The sequence below is a fragment of the Gracilimonas sp. genome (assembly GCF_014762685.1).
Taxonomy (GTDB): Bacteria; Bacteroidota; Rhodothermia; order Balneolales; family Balneolaceae; genus Gracilimonas.
The window spans coordinates 1,978,853-2,005,003 of record NZ_JABURM010000005.1; the positions used below are offsets into that span (position 1 = coordinate 1,978,853).

The following is a 26,151-nucleotide window of genomic DNA, read 5'->3' on the forward strand; positions in this document are numbered from 1 at the left end:
AGAGTTACCTATGATTCCTCATCCGCATATATCCCATCAATCTGTTCTTTGTATTTCTCGTTGATGACATTGCGTTTCACTTTGAGGGTTGGAGTGATTTCTCCGGCATCAATCGTAAATAGGTCTTCAAGAAGTTTGAATTTTTTCACCTTTTCCCACTTGGAAAGATTTTCATTCACCTTATCCACTTCTTTCTGAATTCGTTTTATCACATATTCATTTTCGGTGAAGTTTTCTTCCGGAAATTTATGGCCCTTGGTTTCAAACCGTTTCTTCATGTTTTCCCAATTAGGCACAATCAGCGCTCCGCAGAATTTATGTTCACTTCCAACCACTACCGCCTGTTCAATAAATCCGCTGTTTACCAGTGCATTCTCGATGGGTTGAGGGGCTACATATTTCCCGGTGGAAAGCTTAAACAGTGACTTTTTCCGGTCAGTCACGAACAACCATCCATCTTCATCCAAATGACCGATATCCCCGGTATAAAACCATCCGTCGTCATCGATCGCCTCTTCCGTTTTCTCCGGCATTTTGTAATATCCCTTCATGATGTTTGGGCCCCGGGCCAAAATCTCACCATCTTCAGCAATCTTAATTTCCACATCCACCAGTGGTTTTCCGGAAGAACCGATCCTCAATTCTCCTTTTGGGGGCCCGGTCAGTACCGGGGAAGTTTCGGTCAGCCCATAACCCAATCCGCAATAAATTCCGATGCCATTTATAAACCGGGCAATGTTAGGCGACAGGGCGGCTCCCCCCACATTAAATCCTACCATCCGTCCGCCAAATAATTCCCGGATTTTGGCATATACCAGCTTATCCGCAATTTTCCATTTCCACTTTGCCGGGGGATTCTCGGGGTCATATTCTTCGGCTAAATTCACCGCCCAATAATAAAGCTGCTTCTTCAGCCCGCTCATTTCCTGTCCCTTCACTTTGATACCGGTCACAATCTTTTCCAACAACCTCGGCACCGTTACCATATAAATGGGCTTAACAGTTGCAAAGTCGTCCCGAATCTCATCTACTTCTTCTATGTAATACGGAGGCACCCCCGCATAAGCATAGATATATGAAGCGGTTCGTTCAAACATGTGCGCCAGCGGCAGGTAGGAAATTACTTTAGGTTCATCAAAATCTTTCGGGTCAAAAGGAAATATTTCATGGGATGCCAGGGCATTTCCGGCAATGTTATTATGCGTCAGCATCACCCCTTTAGGTACTCCGGTTGTCCCTGAGGTATAAATCAGCGTAGCGAGGTCATCCGGGGCTACCTCGCTTCTCAATTTTTCAAAGAGATTCGGTTCTTCCTCATTGCGCTTGTGCCCCATTTCCAGGATGTCATCAAAATCGTATAATTTTTTATGGTCTGTACCGAGAATGGAAATCACCGCCTTTACATTTTCCACGCCTTTAATGAGTGGTTTGGTTTCAGCAAACACCTCATCATCAGAGACAAAGTGCACCTTGGACTCCGAATTTTCCAGGATATACTTAATCTGCTCGCCGGGCTGGGTTGTATAAATCGGCACCACCACGGCTCCCAGAGAAAGCACCGCCTGATCAATCACCAGCCACTCGGTGGAGTTTTCGGCATGCAGTGATACCTTATCTCCTCTTCTCACGCCCAACTCATAAAGCCCCAGGGCCAGGTCATGTACCATTTGCTCAAAATCTTCTATGGTAGTTTCAATCCATTCTCCATTTCTTTTGACCGCAGAAAAAATCCCGGTTTTATTTTTTTCCCGGCCTTTAGCAACAATCGATAAAATAGTGGTTGGTTCGTATTTCATGATCTGTTTATTGGTTAAGGGTTATTAGTTAATGGTTATCGGGTACTTATAGCTGAACGCTAATAACCATTAACTAATAACAAATTCCCCGTATATTTAAAAGCGATTCCACACCTTTATTTTAATAACTTAACGCCGTTAATCAAATTCAAGTTTTATGTTTATAGAAGACTCCCTCAAACAAAAAGCCGAAATCTTCTTCAATTTCGAGCATAAACATATGGGACATGCTCTTGGTATCGAATTTAACCACGTTGGTTCCGACAAACTGGTGGCCTCCATGCCGGTTAATGAAAACACGGTACAGCCTTTTGGCGTTCTGCACGGCGGGGCGTCGGTCGCTTTGGCGGAGACCTTATGTTCCGTGGGCGGCTGGTTTCAGCTGGATGAAACGGATAAAACGGTGGTGGGCGTTGAAATTAATGCCAATCATATCCGAGCGGTACGGATGGGCGGAGAGGTGACGGGAACGGCCAAACCGGTGCACGTGGGCCGGAAGATACAGGTTTGGGAGTGTGAGCTCCGCGATGAACAGGATAAACTGGTTTGCACTTCAAGGTGCACGCTGGCGGTGGTGGGAAGGTGATTTTGGAAATTGGGAATTGGAAATGTTGAATTTTGAATGTTAAATGGCTTTTTCATTTGGCATTTAACATTCTGAACCGGGATTTGCTGGAGTGGGGGTGTCCGCGGTTCTTAGTGAGACTTCATTCGCAAATCAGTCTATCGGGCCATCCTTATTCGTAATTCTGTATGAACTGATTTGCGACAGATCGATGGACCGATCTGCGATGGATGATTTTTTTGTTTGCCCTAAATGGGAGATGCTTCACTTCGCCTCCCTGTCGGTTGTCTCCGTTCAGCATGACAAACAGGACGCGTAAACAATCTTAAGCCGCCAGCGGCGGCTTATTCGTTGTTAACAACCGGCACGGTCATCCTGACGAGAGAGCGAAGTGCATACGAAGCGAATGAGGAAGGATCTCCATTTCATGGCTGCCGGCTAAATTCATCCTCCTTAGGCAGCATTCTCCGGTGCGAGCATGACGTGCATGAGATGAAGTGAAGGATTAATAACTCAGGTTACTCATTATTCCTTTCTTATCCTTTGGCTCAAATATAATAAGGTATAACGTATGGCCGTCTTCAGATGCTACCTTGAGGTTGGCTTTCAATTGAGCTAAAAGCACCTCGATTAATTGCCTGCCCACGCCTTGATTCTTCTGAAGATTATCAACTTCAGAATTAACTTTAATTTCCGTAGTGATGGAATTCTCGTTTTCATATACCCGAACTTGTATCTCCCTCCTTAGCTTAAAACCAAACTTAAAAATACTGTTCATACATTCATTAAGCAGCAATCCATAAGTTAGTGCCTGGTTTACATTGATAAGAATGGGATTGATTTCCTGATTTATTTCAATATCGAGCTCGCTAAAATCTTTTTTACTGAGGTTCAGGATGCCCGGGATAAAATCATGTATCCATACCCGTCTCATATCATCAGACTTGTATAAAACTTCCTGAACCGTAGCCATAGATTTTATCCTTCGCTGGGTTTGCGTAAGCACCTGTTTCACGGATGGATCATTACTCTCCATATTTTCAAGTTCAATCAATGCGCCCATTACTGCCAGATTATTTTTCACCCGGTGATGTACTTCTGCAAACAATCGTTCTTTTTGACCGGTAATGAGATTGTTTTTCTCATTAAGCTCTTGACTAAGGTTTCTTAATTTATTGTTACTAAAAACAAGCAGGGAAGAAAGAAAAAGGATTACAAAAAAACCGGCAATCACGGCATTATTAGTCCTGTCAATTTCTTGCAAAAAATCGCTCTCGGGTATCAGTACCGCAATCAGAAATTCTTTATTTGGAGTAATAGAATAGGTTTTTACGATCCCCCACCATTTTTGGTTTTGGGCTTTAAAAGAAACGATTTCATCATTAGGATAATTAAGCAATTCAACCAATGCAGGGCTTCCGAATTCTTTCGGAGTTGATAATATCTTCCCTGCTAATTCTTTAGAAGACACATTTTTATAATTTCCGGGCAGGCCGATGATTTTTTTGCTTTGTTTTGTTATGATGAAAAGCTGATTATTCTCAGTCAGGCTTAAATTCTGCGAGAATTTTGAAATATCTTCAAGGGTCAAATCCAGTGCCAATATGTGCTGAAGTGTATCATTTTGAGATGATTTCCATGTTACGGAGGCAGTAAGGCCAAGTTCACCGGTCATATAAGTATAGGGGTCTGTCCAGTGGATAAATTCTCCATTCTCCCTCAATGCCCCGGTAAACCACTCACGATTCCTGGGGTCCGTTTTCAAATCTTGAGTCCATGATTCAACGGGGATAAGCGCCTCATCAAAGGCCAACCGCCTCCATCTTTCAGTCATCCCCCATTCATCTACATATACTTCCCTGTTTAGCCAGCTTCCCGCAATTGAATCCGGTAATATATTTAATTCCTTACCCCGGCTGTCAGCAATCCCTATGGAAGAAATTTGCGGGTGCTGATTGATAACCGGAATAAAATAACGGTTGAGTGAAGCGGAAGTGGGGTTTTGCAAGAGCTGCATTTCTTGCTGCTGCTTCAACGTATTTATAATGTTTTTAACAGGTAGGAAAAATTGATCCAGTTCGCTTTCAACACGCTTTGAAGATTGTTCAATTAACTGATTGGCAAAATACTGTTTGGTTCCCCCAAGCTCATAAAGAATAAACCCCATAACAAGTGCGGAAATTACCACAACTCCTAAGGTCAGGTACCTGGTGATCCGGTTTATTCCAAAAGCCATGAATTTTTATTTATAATTAAAGCCAATTAAGCTTAAGAGAACTCAGGCGTTAATATGTTACACTATATTTATGTTAAAGAAAGTAATCTTTAACAGAATTATTTTTTAACAATAGAATGTTAAATGAGTAAGCCACTTAACGCTCCCAATCAATATTCATTGCACTTTGGGAATTGGATTTGGAACAAGCATAAGTTATTCACGCAATGATTCCCATTGCTTTTCACCGTTTTGAATGAGTTTAAGCAAGTCCATGGTTACCAAAAGGTTTACTCGTTTGATGCTATTGTGGTACAACGCACCCAGCTGAAAATTATTCCAGCTAAGCATTCCGCCATACCCGTTCCCGAATTGATTGCTAAAGCTGACCGCCCCGGAAATTCCTAAACTGCTTGTATAATTATTAAAACCCCAGGCAACGCCCAATACCTCGACGTTAAAGACCTGATATGACTTAAGGGCATCCAAGTCCCCGGTGTCCAGCTCAAATGAAATATTTGGGTGCAGTAAAACAAGTTGTGATTTGGGCGGTTCGGTGAGTGCCCCCTTTTCCCTAAGCAGCCAGCTGTTGACTAAAAACTCCCACGGATACTGTGATTTGCCTTTAAAATGAAAATTATCCCACTGTTCGTTCAGTTCATTCAGTGTGCGCTCTGCTTCTATACGGTCATCATTGGTCATTCGATCCGCAATTCTTTGGATGGCATGAATGCGATACCGTAAATCAATAACGTGCAGGGAATCCAGGCTGTCGGGGGTGATGGTGATTTTTAATTCCGGGTCCGATGAAAAATAACTCAGGGGAGTACCAAAGAAAGCATCATACTGTTCTATGTCCGCAAAATTATTATCAATTTGATCAGCATCGATGCCCCCTTTCTTAACTTTTTTATAAGTATTGATAAATGCTGTGACAGCTGTAATGAACTTCCTCTTTTCGTCCAGCACTTTATCCTCAGCCCACAGGCTGTCCTGATCTAAAAAATCCAGTAACAAGGATTCCAGGATTAATTCATACTCTCCTTCTACAAAATAATTATGATACCGGTCCTCCACCTGTTCAAAATGGCGGGAGTCCTTTTCGTCAAAATCATAATTGTTTTCATATGGATCATTTTGTGCATGGATACCGGGTTGGAGCCCCGACACGAACATGATAAAAAGCAGTGAAAGCAGTTTTAACCGTATTCTTTTATGCATTACAACCCTCCGAGATTTCTTTAATTTTTTCATAGATAGAATAGCTTTCCATCAGTACCGGAATGCAATCCAACAAGCCGGATTGCTCATCAATACCCTGTACCAACGGTATTAATTCATTTTCAATGACTTCTTTTGCTTCCCCGATGCATTTTAACTTCCCTCCGAACTGTGTGGTGCTATCGTAGCTTGAATACGCTTCCTGTATCTCGGCATCTGAAATACAATCGCTTGATATGATGCTTCTAAATAAAGGGATATGCACTTTGGGATGATCCAGGTAATGTTCAAAAGAATGAATATTCCACTCGTGGAAATGATTGAGTTCCAATGAAGCATATTTATTTCCCCAGTTTGTGGGAGCAAAAGGAAAAGGCATAAGAAACGGGTCGAACTTATGCCTTACGTTGACAAATGATTTAAAATAGGCCGGGCTCCCTGCGCTGGCAGGACGTATAATGGAACTATATGGATCGAAATCAGACTTCATGACCCGGCTGACATTTGCCAGGGTTAAAATTCGCTGAAAGGTCCAGTCTGCGGGTTCAAATACCGCATCCGTATAAAGGTTGCTCCCTAACATGTGGAGAGCATCATGGGTGACAATAGTCCCCAGGCTGTGTGCAATCACCGTACTTGACTGATGATCCGGATTGTTGTCTTTAATCCAGTTGATCTTTGAGATAAACTGCTCGGTTACATGCGTGCGGATACTTGCCCGATAGGTTACAAAGAAGCGGTAAATTAATACGTCGGCGATATGCGTCCAGAAGAATTTCTTTTTATTCTCATCTGCATTCTCAAATACATTCAGTATTTCAGGTATGCTAAGCCCGGGATCAAGTTCTTGGCTTTCAAGAAAGGCACTCATGTCGGAAGCATGTTCTTTCCAGAGCTGCAGGAGTTCATTTAGCTTTTGGTCGTAACTGATGGGCAGGAAATTGATGCGTTCCTCAAGGTCAAGGCCTTCAAAGAACGCGTACCTGCCGGCTACTTCTTTAATTTTATTTTTGACATCGTCAGCCCATGAATCTGTCTCATGAACCCCCATTCCATGCACTAAGAATAGATTGTGTTTCATTTTTCCCCGATTTATTTTTTGATCATTGCTTCACTTGTATAGGTAAGAGTGATTTCAAAGCAATTCCTTACAAAAAAAATTAATTTTTTTGCCACGAAAGCTCGAAAACACGAAAAGCAATGGAACGTGGATGAGGTGGATTGGAGGCTGTTTCTGCAATCACCGGTTCTGAACCACGATTTTCAGGTTTGGGATTTCCTTGATTATGAAACGATCCCGGGGGTTGGGCAAGGGAACATCCAACACCCAACACGGAACATCCAATGAAGAAGTTTTCACGTAGATATTCTGTGTTGGTTATGCATTATTGGGTGATATGGACTTAGTTTGAGGCAGAGCCTCTATGGGGCATCACGGAGCGGAGCCCCGTGACGAGGGTCGGGTAGCGTTAGGGTAACCGCTATTCCTCTGTCCGGGAGCGTTTCAGATGCGCTTTTCTTCCCTCTCGCACCACGGTCTCAATGATTTCAGCAATATCCTTTTCAGATGTTCTGAAATTCACAATGCAGGCCCTCAAACAATAATTTCCCTTCACCACGGCGTTCGACAGAAAAACTTTTCCCCCGGCCTGCAGTTCATTCAAAAGTTCATTGTTCAGTTGATTCAGATAATCGTCGTTTTTGGGGTGATCCAATGGGACATACCGGAAGGCCGTAATGCTTAAATTTTGGGAAACGGCTTCTAATTCGGGATGTTTTTCCGCAAGGGCGAATAGCATTTCAGAGAGTTCAATGTCTTCACTGATGAGTTGTTCATACCCGCTTCGGCCGACTTGCTGTAATGAGAGCCAAACTTTTAACGCCCGGAAACCGCGGGAGTTTTGCAGTCCGTATTCATAAAAATTTTGGGCAAACTCGTTTGCATGGGTGCTGAAGTTATAATATTCGGGATGTGAACTATAGGTGTCGAGTAAATGCTGAGGGTTTTTGATTAAGGTGCATCCGGCTTCCAGCGGGGCATATAGCCATTTATGCGGGTCCAGGGCAATAGAATCTGCTTCTTTAATTCCTTCAAACACGGGCCTGAGTTTTGGGATAATGGCTGCAGGCATCCCATAAGCCCCGTCAATGTGGAACCACAAATCATATTTTTTGCAAATCGCTGCGATTGTACTCAGATCATCCACCACGCCCGTGCTCACATCACCGGCCGTGCCGATGACCATTAGCGGGATACATTTATTATCCAGGTCTTTTTTAATGGCCGCTTCCAGAGCCTGGTTATCCATCTTGTTGGAGTCGTCAGTTGGTATCCATCGTATAGAATCCGTACCCAGACCAAATAATATTGCGGCTTTTTCAATCCAGGTATGGGTGGTTTGAGAACAGTAAACCGTTAATTGATGGGGGGAATTTTGAATCCCTTCTTCCTTAATACTCTTTGGCGCCTTTGCCGTTCTTGCTGCCAGGAATGCCGTGAAATTGGCCATGTTCCCTCCGCTGACCAATATGCCGCCATAGTCGGATGAGACCCCGATAAATTCGCAAAGCCATCTGACGGTCTGTTTTTCAATTTCAGTGGCAATGGGACTTAAGATATGGGCTCCCACATTTGGGTTGACTGAAGCGGCCAGTAAATCTGCTAATGCTCCAATGGGGGCCGCCGAAGAAGTAATGTATCCCAAAAACTTAGGATGTCCGTTAAGCAAAGAATGGTCGATCAATAAATCAGTGGCAGTAGAAATTAATTCCGCTGCGGGCTTTCCGGTTTCAGGCAGTTCGAAGTTTCCTAAAATATCTTGTAACTGACCCGGACTTTCATTCGGAGTAACCGGCTTCTGATCAATTGAATGAATGAACTCAGAAATATCATCGATGAGCTGATGTCCGATTTTTCGGAATTCTTCCTTATCCATTTCAATGGATGACTTTCTGATCTTTGACATGGTTTTATCCTTTTATGAATGTGTTACAACGGTCGGCAGCTTTTGTCTTGCGTTGCTTTTACCTATTTATCTTTATCACTGATTTCTTCTGCCAGTCCAATCAGAAGCCCCTCAACTCCCCTGATATAGCACAGTCGATATGCGTTCTCATACTGAACGATTTCTCCAACGAGTTGTGCACCCTTCCCGGTCAGCCTGGATACCATCTCGTCAATGTCTTCAACGGTGAACATGGCACGCAGATAACCGAGTGCATTTACAGGTGCAGTCCGATGGTCTGATTTGACCGGGGGAGTGATGAATTTTGAAAGTTCGATCCGGCTGTGTCCATCCGGAGTAACCATCATGGCAACCTCCACACACTGAGAACCGAGTCCGGTAACCCGGCCGGCCCATTCTCCTTCTATGGTTCCCCGGCCTTCCAGCTTTAAGCCAATCTCCGAGAAAAACGAAATAGCATCATCCAGGGATTCTACGACGATGCCGACATTGTCCATTCTCAGTAATCTGTTTTTTGTCATTGTTTTATTCTTTATCAGGTTATTTTCAATTGAATTTCGGGTCCGGCATTCCCGGAATGAAGAGGATAAAATGAAGAAATAGGGATTAATATCAAAGCACGGACCTCGTGCTACTCCGACAAACCAGGGGGGTAATCCCGGAGATAAATATCTTAGTCTGCAACAAGACCAAAAGCGGAAGGTTTTTTCTTACACCCAAAAGCGGAAATGACGGACATAATAAAGCCTCTCTTTTCATTACTGTTTTTAAAAACAGATTAAGTTCATTTCTGTTTGTAGCATTAACCTAAAACAAACCATCATGTCTTTAGCTAAAGTTATTGAAGTGATTGCTGAGGGAAATACCATGGAAAAAGCCGTGGAAAATGCCGTAAGTCAAGCTTCTAAAACCGTTCAAAATATCAGAAGTATAAACTGTGAAAATATACAGGCCATCGTAGAAGATAATCGCATTAAGAAATACAGAGTCAATGCAAAAGTGACTTTTGTGGTGAATGACTGATCTTAATACGCAATCGGATTGCCATTCGTAATCGGGATTGGGTTCATCTGAGTACCAGGGGAATGACATTGGCATATATTGAGTCAGGCAGTGATGCATTATTGCGCCGGAAGTAATTGGGAAGAGGGTTTTGAGGGTGGTTTGGGCAATGGAGCTCACCCCGCCAGCGGACCCTTCCTTGTTCCTTCCCTAACGCGCAGGCGCGCCAAGGAAGTAGACGCTAATAAAAGCTCGGTGATTAATTTTAGCTTCCATTCCGAAAAGACTCCCTCTAAAGCTCAAATACCATTCATAGCCACCACTGCCCCAAGGCGTCCTCTTTCCCTTGACGCATACCGGCTGATATGTAACGGTTTCTTAAAAAGCCGAGATAGCTTAAACAATTACCAATCTCACAACAAAGTGCGTTAGGGAAAGAGACATTGATAGGGTCAGAGTAATTTAAAATTAATCATTTCCTGAATTGAACTTCTTTCCACTCCTCAAACAAGTGCGCCACCTTCAGCCGCTGGTATTTCCCCGTTGAGGTTACCGGCAGCTGATCTCCAAATACCACCACTTTCGGGGCTTTGGAAAACGGGAGATGTTGCCGGCAATAATCCAGAATGGCTTGTTCGTCTTTACCGGCTCCTTCTTTGAGCTGAACATACGCCCCCACCTCTTCCCCATACCAATCGTTTTCGAAACCCACGGCTATCCCGGCTTTCACGCCCGGGGCTTTGTTGATCACTTCATCTATTTCCAGGGGCGCCAGGTTTATTCCCCCGCGGATAATGAGCTCTTTCAGCCTTCCCGTAATGAAGAAGTATGGGTTTCCGTCCCTGTCTTTTTGGATAAAACCTTCGTCGCCGCTACGGAACCACCCGTTTTTGAATGCGGATTCATTGGCTTCACGGTTGTTGAAGTAGCCCTTCATCACATTCACCCCGCGGATCACAATTTCGCCCCGTTCTCCCTCCGGAACCGAATGTCCTTCTTCATCCTGTATATCCATTTCGTTGGCCGGAACCGGGATACCGATGCTTGGGTATCCAAAATCACGCATCCATTTGTTGTGCTCTTCTTTGGGTTGATCCACCGGAATAAAGCAGGAATAACAGGTGGTTTCGGAAAGTCCGTATCCGTGAATGATGGGGATATCAAATTTCTCCTCGAAGTTCTGAGCTACTTTTACCGTCAGCGGCCCAGCCCCACAAATGATATGCCTGAATTGAGCGGATTTGGGAGCTTCTTTGCCTTCATAATAATTCGTCAGATATTGCAGTAATGTCGGGACTACGCTTACAATGTGAACCTGCTCTTCTTCGATAGCGCTAAAAAAGTGTCCGGGACTGAATTTTTGATTTAAAACCGTAGATCCCCCCGCGAAGAATGGGGTGATCATCGTTACCACAGTACCGTTAACGTGGTGAATTGGCAATACACACATCATTCTTGTTTGACCATCAATGTTATGCCATTGACTGATGGTTCGAGCATCCTCCAGCAAATTCCGCTGCGTTAATACCACCCCTTTGGGCTTCCCGGTAGTACCCGAGGTAAACACAATCAACGCTTCCGATTCAATGTTGATTTTAGCTTCCTTCAGTTCTCCCTCTTTGTTTGAAAAAGCTTCCACGGAATCGCCACAAACCACGAGTTCTATCTCAGCCAACGAGTCTTCCTTTTTGATGATGGTCTTCACCCGTTCGGCATAATCTTCGCGAACCAAGGCCAGCTTCACTTCTGCATTTTCCAGGATGTAGGCAATGCGGTTGTCATCTTCCCCCAAATTAACCGGCACCACCACCAGTCCGCAAAACCAAGCCGCAAAATACTGTATCACGGTATGCCAGTGGTTGTGAGATATAGTGGCAACTTTATCCCCGTGCTGAAGTCCTTTGGACTGAAAAAAGCGGGCGGTATTCAATACCCGTTCATAAAACTCCCTATAGGAAATCTCCGTACGCTGCTGATTTTCATCCCGATACACCAGGTACGTTTTATCACTTCCTATGCCCCGCTTAAGCAAGCTGACAAAATCATCCCTCAAATCCGGCAGTGGATGTGTAATACTCCGGGCATGGGCAATTTTATCGTCTAAGGTATGTAATTCCATTGCACTCCATTTTTCGTTTGTGCAAATGGTAGCAGATGAAAGTTAAAAAGGCAAGAGCAGCCTTTGGGTTAACATGATTGATTAGCGATTAACCGATAGACCGAACTGCGATGGACGAATTCTCTCCTGCTCGTAATGACGGGTTTTAATAGCGTTACCTCAGAGTGAAGTCCTCCCTTGAGGGAGGTGCCGACCGAATGGGAGGCGGAGGGCGTTGGTGCCAGGGGCGGGATAGCTTTTTTGCTGCATCAAATCAATAGGTGCGGAGACAGAATTCAACTACGGGGACCCGGAGGTCCCGGCGGGCGTTCCCAATGGGGACGTTGGGAACGAGTGAATCAGGAAAAGACCGATAAGTTAATAAATCATTGTTTGGCAGGAGTACGGGGAATGGTCATAATCTCTCGTTGTCTTCCATCGATGTACCACACGCCTGTGCTGTCAAAAAAGGCATCTTCTTCCAGCATAATGCGAATTTCCTTGCCCCATTCTTCAATATGAGTTGCAGCATTAAGCTCAATGGAATAGGCGGTATTCAAGTGCAGGGGATAGTCACCGTCTCCCGGCACGCCTTCCTGTGCATCCCACATCCCCAATGTAGTTCCTGCCGCATGGCCATGATAACCTATCGGATGGGTATAGATGCTTGGCTTGAGGCCTTCATCAATGGCTTGTTGCCGCGACATTTTCAGCACCTCATTCCCGGTTCTGCCCTCCTTGAAATTATTGGTAAAGATATCCTGAAGCCGATTTCCATTTCGAAAGGCTTGTTTCAGGTATTCAGGAACTTCGGTTTCTCCGGGGCGAAGCACGTAGGCATGCTGTTGAGTGTCTGTATTCAGGCGCAAATACTTAATACCGAAATCCACATGAAGTAAATCCCCGGGCTGAATTACGTTTTCCCCGGGCCGGCTGTCAAAGGTTCTCAGGTGATCAAAAGATTCCGGATCAGCCCGCTGAATGGATACGCTGGGATGAAACCATGTAATCAATTTTAAATCACGGATCTTTTCCCTGTACCACCAAACTACATCCTCGGTAGTCGTTACTCCGGGTTGAATCACCCGATCGGAAAATCCTTCTGCGATAATTTCATGGGCAATGCGGACAATTTGTGGGTAGATCTGCATTTCTTTTTCAGTACGGGTTTCAAGCCAGCCCACAGCCAGTTTTTCAGCCGATACTAAACGATTACTGTACTTTGTTCCGAGCGCTGCTTTCATTTCTTCATGATCGGTAACCACCAAACCGTCTGCATGTCCCCATATCGAAGAGATATTGATCCCAATTTTTTCCGGATCCCGTTCTTCAACTATTTCCGCTAATCTTTTCCATTGATCCGGTTCTTCCTCCGGCTCCCATGCACGCTTGAACATTTCACCCACATCATAGCGAGCCACGGCCAGTGTTTCCACATTCCCGTTTCCAAGATGATGCATTACCAAGATCGTGCGCCTGCGAGCAGTATGCCATGTTGCAGGCAGCAAGGTCTCTATGACCGGGTCTTCATTATACTCCCGGGAAACCACAACCCACATATCGATCCCGGTGCGCTCCATTAGATCAGGGAGTACATTCTCAATCTTGTCTTTGAGAAGATCATCAATCACTGCTGCACGTTCTTTCAAGGGAAGAATATGCGGATAACTTTGCCCAAAACTCTGGGTATGTGCTAATAAAAGTAATAGAGGGAGAAGTATAAATTTTTTCATGCGAACTGAGTATGTATTCAAATTTTGGTCATGAATATGATTAGGAATCTTCAGAGGTGCAAGAGCTTATGGATAAAGCATAGACAAAAAAAATCCTGCCCCGAATAACCGGGCAGGATTTAAATTAGATCAGATTGTTCGAATACTTTTACATGGATGCCAGATCTCTCAGCGTTTGAGCCAAGGTACGGACTTTCTCCGATTGTGAAGAAGAACCGGCTTTAGCTTCAATCGTTCCGGCTAGTTCATTCAACACATTCGTATTGCCATCCTCAGCATCACTGATACCTGCGCGCAAAGAAGCAAGGTCGGCATCACTTAATCCATCATTCCTGTCGAGCTGATCTACATATGCTTTTGCCAGAGCAAAAGTGGTAGGCCATTCGAACATTGGCTGTCCCTGAGCATTCAAGTAATCCAGCTTGACAGTATTGGCTGCATCAATTTCATTTTGGGTGATATACGGGTTCGGCTCCAATTTAAAAATATCCATACCGCGGGCAATTTCTGAATTCACAATTACGCCATTGTACCAATACACCGACCAGCTTCCGCCACTCGCCATACGAGTTGAATCAACAGGGCCACGATCATGGTATGCAATCTCAACGGGATTGGCAGCATCAGTCCAGTCAAACACGGAAATTCCGCCCTGATACCAGGACTGAACCATAATTTCACGTCCCGGAACAGGAATCAAAGAACCATTATGCGCCACACAGTTTTCTTCGGTTGTCTGCGGGGCAGGCATTTTGTAATAACTCTCAAATTCCATCTTTTTATTCTCATTGATAGTAAACAAAGCATTCGCACCCCATTCGTAAGGATCGGTTTCGCGACACTTAGGCTGTCCGCCACCGCCCCACTCATCCGTAAACAACACCTTCTTTCCATCATTACTGAAAGTAGCAGAGTGCCAGTAGGAGAAGTTAGAATCAGCTACCGCATCAACACGTTTAGGATTTACAGGATCAGAGATGTCCAATAGCAATCCATAACCCTCGCAAGCACCGCCGGCAAGGCCTATTTCAGGGTATAAGGTAATATCGTGGCATTGGGTTGGCCCGCGCTGTTCTCCATCATCGTTACCGCCAAACATCTGGGCAATCATGTCCGGAAGTTGTTCCCTTAAAGCGGCACTGTCTGCTGCGGTAGGCTCTCCGGTATCATTTCCGCGTTGTTCCATTACGTTACCCATTAATTGAGATACGAACCGATCAGGAAGTATGCGGGGAGTGCCTCCAATTTCTACCACAAATGCACCTTGCTCTTCAGCTTCACGAACGCGGGCTAAGTCAGCAGGAGCTAATCCGTGGGTTGGAGGGGCGGTTAGGTCTTCAAAAATACGCGGTGAATTCACAATAGCCGCTTCCTGCGGATTATCCAGGGGCACTTTTATGACCTCAATCCGGAATAAAGCAGAATTCGGGTCTTCTTCCGGCAAGGCGTTCACACACCCCGGAAGCTCCTCTTCAGGACGTACAGGCGCAGATCCTGATACATATATATACACGTTTTCATCATCTTTCGGGTCTTTCAAAACAGAATGCGTGTGCGAACCGCGGCAAGTTTGAACATTAGATACATACTTTGGCTCTTCAACATTAGTGATGTCAAAAATTCGAATCCCTCGAAGACGTTCCTGACTTACTGCTGTTTGAACTCCCTCCGTTCCGCAATCAAGTCGGCCTCCAAATCCTTCACCGGATACGAACAGGAGATTTCCATAGACCGATACATCACTTTGTGAAGCCGGACATAAATAATCAACAACCAGCTCAGGAGCCTGTGGATTAGAAATATCCCAAACTATTACCCCGTTGTAGTTTCCTTGAAAAACATAATTATCCTTAAAGGCAAGGTCAGAGTTTGTTACCCCTACAAAATCCTCCGGAGGAGGTGTTTGGGAAATCATGGTTAAATTCCATGCAGCTTCTTCTGCATCAAACAATCCGGCTTTCAATCCTACACGAGGATCCGGGCTTGGCGGGTTTACCGCCGTCATAGGTTTAGGTTCTATTTCAGGGGTGGTTGGGGCGGAAGAATTATCCATCATAGAAGATGATGAACATCCGTAAGCACCAATTACCACCGCTAGAACCAGCATAAATATCACTTTGAATGAGCCCATCATTTTTGACGGACTGTTTATAGTATCTGATTTTATCATACGATTTCTTAGTCTGTGTTTTTGTTAGCGAAAAATATTTATTCGAGAATAAATGAGTTTTGTTAGTAACTTTATTTGGAAGCTGTTATTTCATCCAGCATCAGCTGCATGCGGGCAATTTCAGTTTTTTGGTCAACCTGAATATCTGTAGCCAGCCTGAATGCCCCTTCATCTTGAGCGGCTCCATCCGTTTTAAAAAGCTTATCCACCATCGTTACCGCTCCTTTATGATGACCTATCATATACTTCAGAAAAAGCCGGTCAAAGTCTTCCCCTTTGGCTTCCGATAATTCTTTGAGCTGAGCCGGCGATAACATCCCCGCCATATTGGTATGATCCATTTTCATGTGATCATCCCCCAAACCGTGAATCATCAACTTAAGCCCTTCAATATGTACTTCCGGAACGGGTTGTCCCCGATCTTTCAGCCACGTTTGCATAGATTTAATTTCGTCTTTCTGAGCATTAATAATCCGTGCAGCCAAAGTTTGAATTTGTGGGCTTGCTCCATTTTCAGGGGCCAAACGTGACATGATCAGTGCCTGAGCATGATGAGCAATCATTCCGGTCATAAATTCGGTATCCGCTTCGGTGAAGTTCATACGGGCACTATCCTGTCGAGCCCAATATAATTCTTCCAACTCCTCATCAGATCTTGCATTATCACCGGCAGCCGTTTGACCGGAAACCGATTCCGAAGATTTGCAAGCAGACAGCCCCGAAACTAAAACTATTATGCACGTAATTTTAAAAACAGACGATAACCAATTACTTCCGAAATTTACTGTATCCATAACTTTTTATTATTTGTAGAGTCTCTCCTTTTAAAAAAGGCAGCCTTATAATAAGATCATTAAAAGTGAAATACCATTCTCAAATTTAACGGAGAAATCTATAAAAAATTGACTGCCAATTTTAGCGAAGCCTACAAGGGTACCAAAACATTCGGATATTGCCTCTTATGGAAAGCTTAAAAATATTATTGGGTTGTTTTTAACCAACCTGACCTTCTCTCCCTTACTTTTCTGTTGATCTTTTCAGCCAACTCCGTTTTGTAACTTTTATCCTCTTCCAAAGTAACGGTTGCTGTTTTTCTTTCGCCCCACCGCTTATAAACAATTTCAATTTCATCTCCCGGTTCATAATCCGCCAAAACTTTATTCATATCATACACCCCGTTTAAAGATGTCCCCGCTACGGAAATAATTTCATCCGTCCCGCTAATTCCGGCTTCATAAATTGGAGAACCTTTTATGGCATTTGATCTCAAAATTCCAACTCCATCCTCAATCCTGATGTTGGTTCCCAAGCTTGCTTTGCCGGGATTGGCTTTTCCGAAATTCACTCCAACACTTGCCATCAGCGACTCATAATCCGGCATTTGGCTGTCATAAATGTATTTTGTGAAAAAGTTTGAAGAAAATTCATCGCCTGCATATTCAGCAAGTGCGGCTTGAATATCACGGACGGTATAGGGGATTTCGGGCTTACCAAAATTTTGCCAGACAAGCTTCATGAAATCATCCAGGTTTTTGCCATCATCCATATTTCGAAGAGAAAGGTCGAGGGCTAAGCCCAACACACTGCCGTAAGTGTAATAGGAAATAAAAGTGTTTTCACGGTTTACGGGATCAACAGAACGGGCGGCATCGACAAATGGAGCCTGATAGCTCATTTCAATCGGATTAAAAAATTGACGCCCGGGATGGTTAAATACATAATTGATTCCCCCGGCTAACCCTTCCACATATTCTTTCTCGGTTTGAATGCCTGCCCGGGCTAAAATCAGACCGGTATAATAGCTGGTGAAGCCTTCAGCAAACCATAGCTCCCCGCTCATATTGGCTTCCTCAAAATTGAAGGGCTCCAGGCTGGCCGGGCGGATACGCTCCACATTCCAGGTATGCACAAACTCATGCGAAATGGTTCCAATACTGGTTTCACCTAATGGCTCGTCCAGTGGTTTCGAATTCGTAACGATGGTTGAGTTTCGATGTTCCATCCCATCTCCGCTGGCATTGGGCATAAAACAGTTTAGGAATACGTATTCGCCATAATCCAACTTGGGTAGTTCCCCAAAAACATTCACCTGTGCATTTACAATAGCCAACACTTTTCCAAAGTACTCATCTACTTCTTCATCAGTCGCCGGTTTATGGAGCGCCATTTTAATGAGCTGTCCGTCAATGGCTTCCTGCCGCTCATGGAAATCAGCGATTTCTACAGGACTGTCTAAAAAGTAGTACAGATCAGGAGCATAATAAGTTGTTCCCTCCAGCGGCTTGAGCTGTGTGGCGACTTTCCAGTTCAGGTCTTCGCGTACATTAAAAGTGATCTCAATCGGACGATGACCGTAATTTCGGGCCCAGGCAAAAGTGGCCGGCATATTGAGATGGGCATGGGTTTCATCCACCTGTGAATAAGTCCCATCTCCGCGATTGGCAAACAAGGTGTACTCAAATTTCACGGTTCCGTCATGTCCGCTGATGTTCCACTGGTGTGGATTCGGACGGGTAACCTCCAACTCATTCCCCTGACTATCGGTCGCTTTCACCCCATATACATTCTTGGCAAATTCATGCAGGGCATATCTGCCGGGAGAAGTCCGGCTCATTCGAACTTCAAGTACCTTATCATCCAAATTGGTGTAAGTCACCGATATTTCAGCTTCGTGATGAACGGCGTTTTCGAAAGAGATTTCGTAGGTAGTTGTAGTCTGCGCAGAAAGTGATAAAGTGAGGAGTGATAGAGTGAATGTTATTAGGACTTGTCTCATGACGAAATTTTGAGATTAGAATTGAATGGCGGGAATATGGAGAGGAATGAAATAAGGTTCAAGATTTTAGGTATAAGGCGCAAGTTTAAATGGAAGCCAAACTTGCGCCTTGAGCCTTGCTTCTTACACCTAATCTTCCAGCCATGAATAAGGATAACTCGGATCATCCAACCGCATGGCTTCTTCGGTGACGTACATGGGGTGGAAGGTATCGATCATGACCGCATATTCATCGGTTTCTTCTGCTCCAATGCTGGCTTCGGCTTTGCCGGGTTGCGGTCCGTGGGGGATGCCGCCGGGGTGCAGGGTGATATCGGCATAATCAATTCCCTCACGACTCATAAAATCCCCTTCCACATAATAGATCATCTCATCGGAATCTACGTTGGAGTGGTTGTACGGCGCCGGGATGGATTCGGGGTGATAATCGAATTTACGCGGACAGAAACTGCACACCACATAATTATGTCCCCGGAAAGTTTGATGTACCGGCGGCGGCTGATGGATGCGGCCGGTGATCGGTTCAAAATCTCTGATGTTGAAAATCCATGGATAAAGGTACCCATCCCATCCGACTACATCACAAGGATGGTGATCAAAACTATAATGATGGAACCGCCCTCCTTTTTTAATGCGTACTTCGAATTCACCTTCTTCCGGGAAAAACAGTTGTTCGGAAGGCAACCTGAAATCCCTTTCACAAAACGGCGAATTCTCCATGAACTGACCCATGTCGGATAAATACCGTTTGGGGAAGTCGATGGGGCCGGTGGATTCGGCCAGCAAAAAGCGGTTCTCATCCGTCTCAAAATTCATTTGATAAGTGGTGCCCCGGGGCAGGAATATATAATCACCCCAGCCAAAATCCAGTCGCCCGAACACGGATTGAATATGTCCTTCACCTTCGTGAATAAAGATCAATTCGTCATGTTCGCCGTTTCTGTAGAAATAATCCATGTTATCGGTTGGCCGGGCCACACCAATTTGGATGTCATTATTGAACATTAGCACTTTGCGCCCCGTGACGGGATCGCCTCCGGCCGGAACGTCCTTGGTTTTCAACAGCCGGTGTCGCAACATTTTTTCATCCGCTTTTTTGAGGGAAATTTCTGCTCCCTCTTCTACCTTCACAACGCGCGTTGGCATATGATGGTGATAAAGCAGCGAACTGTTGCCATGAAACCCCTCCGCTCCGAATAGCTCTTCGGTATATAATTCTCCATCTTCACGACGAAATACGGTATGACGTTTATGCGGGATCTTCCCTAATGCGTGGTAATACATGGCTACATTTTTGATTTATGATTGATGAATGTTTATTGCTCTCAATTCAACATTCATCAACTCCAATTTATAATTACAAATTACCTCTAAGATCTTGTTCGCGCTCGATGGCTTCAAACAGGGCTTTGAAATTTCCTTTACCGAAACCACGGGCGCCTTTGCGCTGAATAATCTCAAAAAACAGGGTCGGCCGGTCAACTACAGGCTTTGTGAAAATCTGCAATAAATAGCCTTCATCGTCGCGATCCACCAAAATTCCGAGTTCTTCTAATTTATCAATAGGTTCATCGATTTTGCCTACCCGGCCTTCCAGTTCTTCATAATACACCGTTGGCACTTTCAGGAAATCAACGCCCCGGTCCCGGAGTTTGGTTACCGTATCAATGATATCCCCGGTTAACAGCGCTACATGCTGTACGCCCGGGCCTTCAAAGAAATCGAGGTATTCTTCGATCTGGGATTTCTTCTTGCCTTCAGCGGGTTCGTTGATCGGGAACTTGATCATTCCGCGGCCGCCGGCCATCACCCGGCTCATCAGGGCCGAATATTCGGTGGAAATATCTTTGTCGTCAAAGATGATGTATTGGGTGAAACCGAGGACATCCCGGTAGAAATCCACCCAATCGTTCATCCTGCCCAATTCCACATTGCCCACACAATGATCCACAAACTCAACGCCCACCGGCTCAGATTTTACCAAACTTTCTTTCGGCTGAAATCCCGGCATAAACACCCCATCGTACTCAGAGCGATCGATAAAGGAATGAATGACATCTCCGTAGGTTTTGATAGCTGCCTTGCGGATGGTACCGTGCTCATCCTTTAAATCATGAGGTTCAAGAACAGACTCGGCTCCCCTTTTCACCGATTCATGATAGGCCCGGTCTACATCTTCCACGTGCATGGCAATATCTTTTACACCATCTCCATGCTTATGTACAAATTTGGCTATGGGGGAATCACTGTTCAGCGGTGCGGAAAGCACAAAACGGATATTTCCCTGTTCCAGGTAATAAGAAGCCCGGTCGCGCACTCCTGTTTCCAATCCGGAATAGGCCTTCATCTGAAAACCGAAGGTCGTCATATAGAAATGAGCCGCTTGCTTGGCGTTACTCACATAGTGCTCCACATAATCCACATCCTGCAAGCCAAGATGATCATCAAATTTTTCTTCTACGGGTCGCTCGAGGGTGTTTTCTAATTCAGCCATTATGCACACTTTTTTATTAGCTTTTTCTTTTCACTCTTGAAAATACAAAATAAAAAAGCGCTTCCATAGAGTAAACCCCGGTATCCCAACACATTTCAAAAAATACAGCCGACAGCGCATTTGAGTTTTTCCCCGGAACCGGAGATGGGGTTGATCGTTTGTGGGATTTTACGGGGGGCTATTTGTTTGGCAAAGTGGCTATCCCTTTGCTGCTCACTCGGGCTGGGTGGTCCGGCGGGGCATTCCTAACGGGGGCGTTGGGAACGAAGGTAAGTTTAAATTCATTAGGAAATTTAACGATTAACTTATATGTTAATTATTGAAGTTATCAACATTATTGTTAACTTACCCACATGAGTGAAAAGGGTCTGAAATTTACAAATAACGGATTATTGCCACCGGGAGACTATGAGTTAACCTTCAGGCAATTACGCAAATCAATATTAGTTTCAGGCCCAGCGAAACCGGAAATTCCAAATTGGGATAAATCATGGAGATCTTGGTTAGTTAACCAAGCTGAAATGTTAGTCAAACAATTATGGCAAATTGGTATTACTGACATTTATTTAGATGGTTCATTTGTAGAAGCAAAACCCCGACCCAATGATATTGACGGGTATTTTGAATGTGATTTGTCAGAATTTGCCAGTGGCCATATTCAAAGACAGCTAAACCTTATAGATCCCCATAAGATATGGACGTGGAACTCAAAAGACCGTAAAAGCTATAGTGGATTTACTAAAAAACAATTACCCATGTGGCATAAGTACCGGATAGAACTATATCCTCACTTTGGACAACCCAGCGGTATAACTGACAAACATGGTAACCAGCAAGTATTTCCGGCAGCTTTCAGGAAACACCGGGCTTCCGGCAAACAAAAAGGTATCATAAAAGTAATACAATAATGTTAATCAGATATTAAGAGTTAATTAATCACTCAGGGCAGGGTCAGCCCTAAAAAACGGACATCTTATGATTAGAACAGATAAAGAATACAAAAAAGCGATTGAGAAGTTAGAAGAAGAGGAAAAGATCCTGAATGTCCAGCGGGAGCACTTTATAGAACTGGGGCATACGGGCGAGGAATTGGACCGGCTTATGCAACCTCTTATATCTTTTCATGAACAGCTTAAGGAAGAGGTGGAAACCTATGAGCAAATGAAACGTGGGAATTTGGGTGTGCTGATGGATTTTAACAACATCGGGCGCTGGTTGATTGGCATTCGGATTGCGGCAGGACTATCACAAAAGGAATTCGCAAAAAAAACAGGTGTTTCCGAAGCCCAGGTTTCCCGGGATGAAAATAATGAATATCACGGTATCACAGTAGAGAAAGCCCAGCGACTTCTGGAGCTGTTAGGGGTGCGGTTTAAAGCTGAAATTGAAGAACCTCCTTCGTTTTTAAATCAGAAAAATGATGATTTTGCATACGCGTGAATTTCATCTCGCCCGGCCAGGGGGAGCGGGCAAGTCCGTTGGGATTTAGAATTAGGCTTGGGATGCCAAACCGGACGCAGCCCGGGGGCTACGAAACCACCCCTCCTGGAAACCGGTGGGCGTTGGTAGTTGCCAGAGGTTGAGCTAATGGGCGTATGAATTTAGTTTGAGGCAGGGCCTCTGTGGGCATTACGGAGCGGAGCGCTGTGACGAGGACAAATTTTTTTTGTAAGGAATGGCTCTGAAACTGCTCTTACCAGATACACCTTAACAAAAAACCAAAGCTATGTCAGAACCTATTCTTGTTATAGAACTTGTCAACAATAAAAAAGGTGAAACAAGCCACGACCAGCCTACTTATTTGGAAAACAGGGAATTTCACCATCTGGAGATCAATGAAGTCGCAGAAATTTTTTCAAGAAGCTTGCCCATTAGTTTTGAGAAGGCACATAAAATTTTAACGACTCTCAGGGAATACCTTCTAACTACACTTACATTGGAAGAAGGTTTGGAGGTTGAGGGCATCGGTTTCTTTCAATTGATTGCCGTTCCAAAAACAGAAGAGGATAAAGAAAAATTATATAAAGGAGAGACGGATGGGGTGCAAATAGAGATACTATTTCGCCCATACCAAAACTTTGAAAAGAAATTAAGTTTTTTGAGTGAGAACTAAGCAGCCGTCTTGCCAGATTGAAACCATCGGCAGGGCTCTGTTGGTTGCTGAAGGTTGGTCAAGATGGTTGATATGGGTTTAGTTTTAGGTGGGGTATTTCAGAGCAGAGCACAGTGATGGTCACATTTTTTTTGCTGTCATTACCTTTCTAGATTATATTCTTGAAGTAATTAGTCATAGAGGAATAATACAAACATTAAATTTTTAAATAGTTATGGCAAAAAAGCATAATAGGGATACAAACAAATCAGCAGGGTCGGCAAATAAAAGAAGTGTTAAAGGGGCTACTGATAAAAAGATTAACAAAAAGACAGATAGTACTGGACCAAGAATTACCAATAATCCACTCAAGAGTGACAACAAGAAACGTTAATGAAAATAAAAGATGCCAGAGAATCTTATTATTATTATTCGGGTAAAACCAGTGATATTTCAAGACAGTTATCATTTGTTGGCTTAGGAATAATTTGGATATTCAGAATCAGCGAAGAATCTAAAATTGCTATTCCTGATGAATTGATTTTTCCAATGATAGCATTTGTACTTTCATTAACTTGTGATCTGTTACAGTATATTACTGCTACTCTAATTTGGGGGAGTTTTCATAGACACCATGAAGCTAAATTTGAACTTCTCAAAGAAGAGAGAATTTCAGAGAAAGAAGTTAATGCAAGTAAGTACTTAAATTGGCCTGCATTATTTTTCTTTTCAATAAAAGTTACAGTTCTTTTGGTGGGCTATTTTGCTCTTTTAAAATACTTTGTTCATATACTTAGACTTTAATGCGAATATGATCACAAGCATTCCTCCCTGTCACATAGGCTACGCTGTGACAGGATGAAACGAGATATATTTACTTCTTCTTTTTCTTAGGAGCAACTTGTGATAATGCACTGCCAGCAGCTTTTTTGGAATCTTTACCTGTTCTTTTATCTCTCAGAACTTTCGATGCAGATTTTGCTGCTGCTTTGCTTGTTTTTCTTTGTTTGGCCATGGTGGTTTTTTATTTGATTTTAATGGTTCCCTTAGTGTTTACAGACACCCGGGCATTTCCCAGCCGGAGAGAAAACGCTCAAAAACTCTCGATAAAACCTCTTACAATAATGAAGCCAAATAGAGTAATAGGACAAATTGTCAATTACGTTTATAGCACTACATATGAGGCCACATCAGATAGATTTCTTCACAAGCGGCTTCAATGTCTTTTCTTCTTTTAATGAATGACCGAGGTGGTGTAAAGATTTTACCACTGAAAACATCATAGACTAACGTCATGTGATGCGGCGCATTTAATTCTGTACTAACTAGATTCTTTTCAACCCACTGATGAGTTGCAGTTGAGATATAATTTCCAGTTTCTTCATCAAGAGGGCTGTTCTTGCTAAAATAAAGCTTTATGACTCCTACATCATTATTATCGTCATCATTTTTGGTTGTAAGAATTAGTTCCGGTCTGATACTAATGTTTACACCACCTACTTTAAGTTTAGGTACTTTTTGACTACCTCTCTTTATTGAATATTGGCTTAAATCTGACAGACCTTGGTAGGCATTCTTAAAAGAAGTAATGGCTTCAATATTTGATCTATTCTTAGACCTTTGATAGCCTTTACTTGGCCTGAAGCTTTGCAACTCATTAATAGAGTTATCGAGTGAAGAAATATTTTTATTAATTGAACTTAAAAAGCTTACAATCGCTAACTCTGCAAATTGATAATAAGCACTCTTAAAAACCGGAGGCTTTTTTTGTTCAGTTATTATCGTTTTTCTGTTAAAAGGTGTGCCTGTCATATATTCGCCAAGTTTGTTAATAGATATTCTTGGCTTTTTTCTTTCTTTTGTGGTACTCATAATTCTCAGATTTATATTGGTGGTGAAATACATGTTCAATCAATGTACAAAATGAATGGGTTCGAGTTAGGATTCTTTTGAACATTTTATGAACAGAGTTGTCCACAATTAAACGGCAGTTTTAACGAGGTTGTCGATAATGAGACTAAAATGGCAAGTCATCATCCAAGTCCTCTATTTCTTTTTTATTAAAATCAGAAATGCTAATTGCAGACAAATTAAACTGCTTAAGAAATGAATTAAATTCAGTTAAAATCTTAACAGATTCCAAGTTTTGATTTTCTAAAATGCCCGAATGTAATGATATAGCTTTCTCTTCTGGGAAATCTTTTATCATTTTAATTGTCTTGATTCTATTAAGTCCTTCCTCTGGATTGTTTGAAACCAAAAATAAATCTGTAAGCTTGTTTATATAATTCGACCTTGTTTTAGGATTGGAACTAATAATTTGAAAAATACCCTCTGCAACTTCACCAATGGATTTATTATTTGCTTGAAATCCTTGAAATTTGCCAATGAAACCATAAGGGTCTAAATCTTTTCTTACCGGAATTACTAAAATACCCCGCCCAATAGCTACGCCAACCTCTTGATCAGTCCAATTACTTTCTTTAAAACCAGGCATGAGGATTGCGCATAAAGCATCCATTGAAAATAATCCTTTTTCAATTTCTTTTTCCCATAATTTTGTTGGCTCTATGTCTTCGTGTGCAACAAAGCTGCTTATCCCAAATTTCTCGAGTGATCCCTTAAGTCTTCCCACTGTTACTTTATGAATTGAAAGATGACTTAGAAATAAACGGAAGTAACCCGGTTTCCAAAAAGTAGCTTCCTCATCTTTAACGACAGGAGTTCTTGAAACTAAAGGATGGTCGATCTCTAATTCCCGTGCAATTTCAAATATTACTTCATCATCAACCCCAGCTAATACTTCTTTAACGTAAACCCATTTGCTGTTTGCGCTTGGTGTATGATCAGTCGGTATTCCATATTCGGTGAAATAGGCATCAATTTCGCGAAAACCCATTCTGCTTTGTAGTTCTCGTCCTATGATATCAACTAAATCAATTTTTTGAAGCTTTTTCATGATTATCGTAAAACTATACTGGCTTTGTACCGAGAGTGTAATGGATTAGGCTTTGGGAACTAGT

General features: G+C 43.2%; 22 protein-coding genes. 6 read left to right on the forward strand and 16 right to left on the reverse strand.

Annotated features, from left to right (window positions below):
• Positions 1-8: 8 nt before the first annotated feature.
• Positions 9-1,796: a long-chain fatty acid--CoA ligase gene (locus HUJ22_RS08980; RefSeq protein WP_290876383.1), complete on the reverse strand. Its 1,788-nt coding sequence runs from the start codon at positions 1,794-1,796 to the stop codon at positions 9-11.
• A 220-nt stretch (positions 1,797-2,016) separates the two neighbouring features.
• On the opposite strand from HUJ22_RS08980, the gene HUJ22_RS08985 reads away from it, so the two are divergent.
• Entirely contained in the window at positions 2,017-2,382 is a 366-nt protein-coding gene (locus HUJ22_RS08985) for a hotdog fold thioesterase (RefSeq protein WP_366871029.1), read from the forward strand.
• Between the two features lie 484 nt (positions 2,383-2,866).
• Here the strand turns inward: HUJ22_RS08985 and HUJ22_RS08990 are convergent, their stop codons facing one another.
• The 5 genes from HUJ22_RS08990 to HUJ22_RS09010 form a co-directional block, all read right to left on the reverse strand.
• Positions 2,867-4,597 (reverse strand): sensor histidine kinase, encoded by a 1,731-nt coding sequence (locus HUJ22_RS08990; protein WP_290876386.1) that lies wholly within the window; start codon positions 4,595-4,597, stop codon positions 2,867-2,869.
• Positions 4,598-4,792: 195 nt separating this feature from the next.
• Positions 4,793-5,797 carry a hypothetical protein gene (locus HUJ22_RS08995; RefSeq protein ID WP_290876388.1) on the reverse strand — a complete coding sequence of 335 codons (1,005 nt, stop codon included), beginning with the start codon at positions 5,795-5,797 and terminating at the stop codon, positions 4,793-4,795.
• Positions 5,790-6,878, reverse strand: coding sequence for a hypothetical protein (locus HUJ22_RS09000; RefSeq protein WP_290876390.1), 1,089 nt, complete (start codon positions 6,876-6,878; stop codon positions 5,790-5,792). Before HUJ22_RS09000 ends, HUJ22_RS08995 begins: the two co-directional genes overlap by 8 nt.
• Positions 6,879-7,278: 400 nt before the next feature.
• Positions 7,279-8,763, reverse strand: coding sequence for an aminotransferase class V-fold PLP-dependent enzyme (locus tag HUJ22_RS09005; RefSeq protein WP_290876392.1), 1,485 nt, complete (start codon positions 8,761-8,763; stop codon positions 7,279-7,281).
• A gap of 62 nt (positions 8,764-8,825) precedes the next feature.
• Positions 8,826-9,284 carry a VOC family protein gene (locus tag HUJ22_RS09010; RefSeq protein WP_290876393.1) on the reverse strand — a complete coding sequence of 153 codons (459 nt, stop codon included), beginning with the start codon at positions 9,282-9,284 and terminating at the stop codon, positions 8,826-8,828.
• A gap of 301 nt (positions 9,285-9,585) precedes the next feature.
• Between HUJ22_RS09010 and HUJ22_RS09015 the strand changes: the two genes are divergently transcribed.
• Positions 9,586-9,786, forward strand: coding sequence for a dodecin family protein (locus HUJ22_RS09015; protein ID WP_290876395.1), 201 nt, complete (start codon positions 9,586-9,588; stop codon positions 9,784-9,786).
• 451 nt (positions 9,787-10,237) lie between these two features.
• Here HUJ22_RS09015 and HUJ22_RS09020 read toward each other — a convergent pair whose 3' ends face one another.
• The 7 genes from HUJ22_RS09020 to hppD all read right to left on the reverse strand — a co-directional run bounded on the left by HUJ22_RS09020 (position 10,238) and on the right by hppD (position 21,036).
• Positions 10,238-11,884 carry a class I adenylate-forming enzyme family protein gene (locus HUJ22_RS09020; protein ID WP_290876397.1) on the reverse strand — a complete coding sequence of 549 codons (1,647 nt, stop codon included), beginning with the start codon at positions 11,882-11,884 and terminating at the stop codon, positions 10,238-10,240.
• A gap of 365 nt (positions 11,885-12,249) precedes the next feature.
• On the reverse strand, positions 12,250-13,596 hold the full coding sequence (locus HUJ22_RS09025; protein WP_290876399.1) for a M24 family metallopeptidase: 1,347 nt from the start codon (positions 13,594-13,596) through the stop codon (positions 12,250-12,252).
• 148 nt (positions 13,597-13,744) lie between these two features.
• A complete protein-coding gene (locus HUJ22_RS09030; RefSeq protein ID WP_290876400.1) occupies positions 13,745-15,766 on the reverse strand; it encodes a hypothetical protein in 2,022 nt (673 codons plus the stop codon).
• A gap of 71 nt (positions 15,767-15,837) precedes the next feature.
• Positions 15,838-16,560 (reverse strand): DUF305 domain-containing protein, encoded by a 723-nt coding sequence (locus tag HUJ22_RS09035; protein ID WP_290876402.1) that lies wholly within the window; start codon positions 16,558-16,560, stop codon positions 15,838-15,840.
• Positions 16,561-16,745: 185 nt separating this feature from the next.
• Positions 16,746-18,542: a PDZ domain-containing protein gene (locus HUJ22_RS09040; RefSeq protein WP_290876404.1), complete on the reverse strand. Its 1,797-nt coding sequence runs from the start codon at positions 18,540-18,542 to the stop codon at positions 16,746-16,748.
• Between the two features lie 129 nt (positions 18,543-18,671).
• Positions 18,672-19,826 (reverse strand): homogentisate 1,2-dioxygenase, encoded by a 1,155-nt coding sequence (locus tag HUJ22_RS09045; protein ID WP_290876406.1) that lies wholly within the window; start codon positions 19,824-19,826, stop codon positions 18,672-18,674.
• Positions 19,827-19,899: 73 nt separating this feature from the next.
• Positions 19,900-21,036 carry a 4-hydroxyphenylpyruvate dioxygenase gene (hppD, locus tag HUJ22_RS09050; protein WP_290876408.1) on the reverse strand — a complete coding sequence of 379 codons (1,137 nt, stop codon included), beginning with the start codon at positions 21,034-21,036 and terminating at the stop codon, positions 19,900-19,902.
• A 353-nt stretch (positions 21,037-21,389) separates the two neighbouring features.
• On the opposite strand from hppD, the gene HUJ22_RS09055 reads away from it, so the two are divergent.
• The 4 genes from HUJ22_RS09055 (at position 21,390) to HUJ22_RS09070 (ending at position 23,932) form a co-directional block, all read left to right on the forward strand.
• Positions 21,390-21,944 (forward strand): hypothetical protein, encoded by a 555-nt coding sequence (locus HUJ22_RS09055; protein ID WP_290876410.1) that lies wholly within the window; start codon positions 21,390-21,392, stop codon positions 21,942-21,944.
• Between the two features lie 67 nt (positions 21,945-22,011).
• Entirely contained in the window at positions 22,012-22,476 is a 465-nt protein-coding gene (locus HUJ22_RS09060; RefSeq protein ID WP_290876412.1) for a helix-turn-helix transcriptional regulator, read from the forward strand.
• 286 nt (positions 22,477-22,762) lie between these two features.
• Entirely contained in the window at positions 22,763-23,149 is a 387-nt protein-coding gene (locus tag HUJ22_RS09065) for a hypothetical protein (RefSeq protein WP_290876413.1), read from the forward strand.
• A gap of 372 nt (positions 23,150-23,521) precedes the next feature.
• A complete protein-coding gene (locus HUJ22_RS09070) occupies positions 23,522-23,932 on the forward strand; it encodes a hypothetical protein (protein WP_290876415.1) in 411 nt (136 codons plus the stop codon).
• A gap of 70 nt (positions 23,933-24,002) precedes the next feature.
• Here HUJ22_RS09070 and HUJ22_RS09075 read toward each other — a convergent pair whose 3' ends face one another.
• From HUJ22_RS09075 to HUJ22_RS09085, 3 genes are all read right to left on the reverse strand, one after another.
• Positions 24,003-24,143 carry a hypothetical protein gene (locus HUJ22_RS09075; RefSeq protein WP_290876417.1) on the reverse strand — a complete coding sequence of 47 codons (141 nt, stop codon included), beginning with the start codon at positions 24,141-24,143 and terminating at the stop codon, positions 24,003-24,005.
• A 158-nt stretch (positions 24,144-24,301) separates the two neighbouring features.
• Complete coding sequence (locus tag HUJ22_RS09080) at positions 24,302-25,000, reverse strand: hypothetical protein (protein WP_290876419.1); 699 nt, start codon at positions 24,998-25,000, stop codon at positions 24,302-24,304.
• A 145-nt stretch (positions 25,001-25,145) separates the two neighbouring features.
• Complete coding sequence (locus HUJ22_RS09085; RefSeq protein ID WP_290876421.1) at positions 25,146-26,087, reverse strand: toll/interleukin-1 receptor domain-containing protein; 942 nt, start codon at positions 26,085-26,087, stop codon at positions 25,146-25,148.
• Positions 26,088-26,151 lie beyond the last annotated feature (64 nt).

Coding starts and splice junctions, on each gene's coding strand:
- HUJ22_RS08980 (WP_290876383.1), bottom strand. CDS start 1,796: ATGAAATACGAACCAACCACTATTTTATCGATTGTTGCTAAAGGCCGG.
- HUJ22_RS08985 (WP_366871029.1), top strand. CDS start 2,017: ATGGGACATGCTCTTGGTATCGAATTTAACCACGTTGGTTCCGACAAA.
- HUJ22_RS08990 (WP_290876386.1), bottom strand. CDS start 4,597: ATGGCTTTTGGAATAAACCGGATCACCAGGTACCTGACCTTAGGAGTT.
- HUJ22_RS08995 (WP_290876388.1), bottom strand. CDS start 5,797: ATGCATAAAAGAATACGGTTAAAACTGCTTTCACTGCTTTTTATCATG.
- HUJ22_RS09000 (WP_290876390.1), bottom strand. CDS start 6,878: ATGAAACACAATCTATTCTTAGTGCATGGAATGGGGGTTCATGAGACA.
- HUJ22_RS09005 (WP_290876392.1), bottom strand. CDS start 8,763: ATGTCAAAGATCAGAAAGTCATCCATTGAAATGGATAAGGAAGAATTC.
- HUJ22_RS09010 (WP_290876393.1), bottom strand. CDS start 9,284: ATGACAAAAAACAGATTACTGAGAATGGACAATGTCGGCATCGTCGTA.
- HUJ22_RS09015 (WP_290876395.1), top strand. CDS start 9,586: ATGTCTTTAGCTAAAGTTATTGAAGTGATTGCTGAGGGAAATACCATG.
- HUJ22_RS09020 (WP_290876397.1), bottom strand. CDS start 11,884: ATGGAATTACATACCTTAGACGATAAAATTGCCCATGCCCGGAGTATT.
- HUJ22_RS09025 (WP_290876399.1), bottom strand. CDS start 13,596: ATGAAAAAATTTATACTTCTCCCTCTATTACTTTTATTAGCACATACC.
- HUJ22_RS09030 (WP_290876400.1), bottom strand. CDS start 15,766: ATGATAAAATCAGATACTATAAACAGTCCGTCAAAAATGATGGGCTCA.
- HUJ22_RS09035 (WP_290876402.1), bottom strand. CDS start 16,560: ATGGATACAGTAAATTTCGGAAGTAATTGGTTATCGTCTGTTTTTAAA.
- HUJ22_RS09040 (WP_290876404.1), bottom strand. CDS start 18,542: ATGAGACAAGTCCTAATAACATTCACTCTATCACTCCTCACTTTATCA.
- HUJ22_RS09045 (WP_290876406.1), bottom strand. CDS start 19,826: ATGTATTACCACGCATTAGGGAAGATCCCGCATAAACGTCATACCGTA.
- hppD (WP_290876408.1), bottom strand. CDS start 21,036: ATGGCTGAATTAGAAAACACCCTCGAGCGACCCGTAGAAGAAAAATTT.
- HUJ22_RS09055 (WP_290876410.1), top strand. CDS start 21,390: ATGAGTGAAAAGGGTCTGAAATTTACAAATAACGGATTATTGCCACCG.
- HUJ22_RS09060 (WP_290876412.1), top strand. CDS start 22,012: ATGATTAGAACAGATAAAGAATACAAAAAAGCGATTGAGAAGTTAGAA.
- HUJ22_RS09065 (WP_290876413.1), top strand. CDS start 22,763: ATGTCAGAACCTATTCTTGTTATAGAACTTGTCAACAATAAAAAAGGT.
- HUJ22_RS09070 (WP_290876415.1), top strand. CDS start 23,522: ATGAAAATAAAAGATGCCAGAGAATCTTATTATTATTATTCGGGTAAA.
- HUJ22_RS09075 (WP_290876417.1), bottom strand. CDS start 24,143: ATGGCCAAACAAAGAAAAACAAGCAAAGCAGCAGCAAAATCTGCATCG.
- HUJ22_RS09080 (WP_290876419.1), bottom strand. CDS start 25,000: ATGAGTACCACAAAAGAAAGAAAAAAGCCAAGAATATCTATTAACAAA.
- HUJ22_RS09085 (WP_290876421.1), bottom strand. CDS start 26,087: ATGAAAAAGCTTCAAAAAATTGATTTAGTTGATATCATAGGACGAGAA.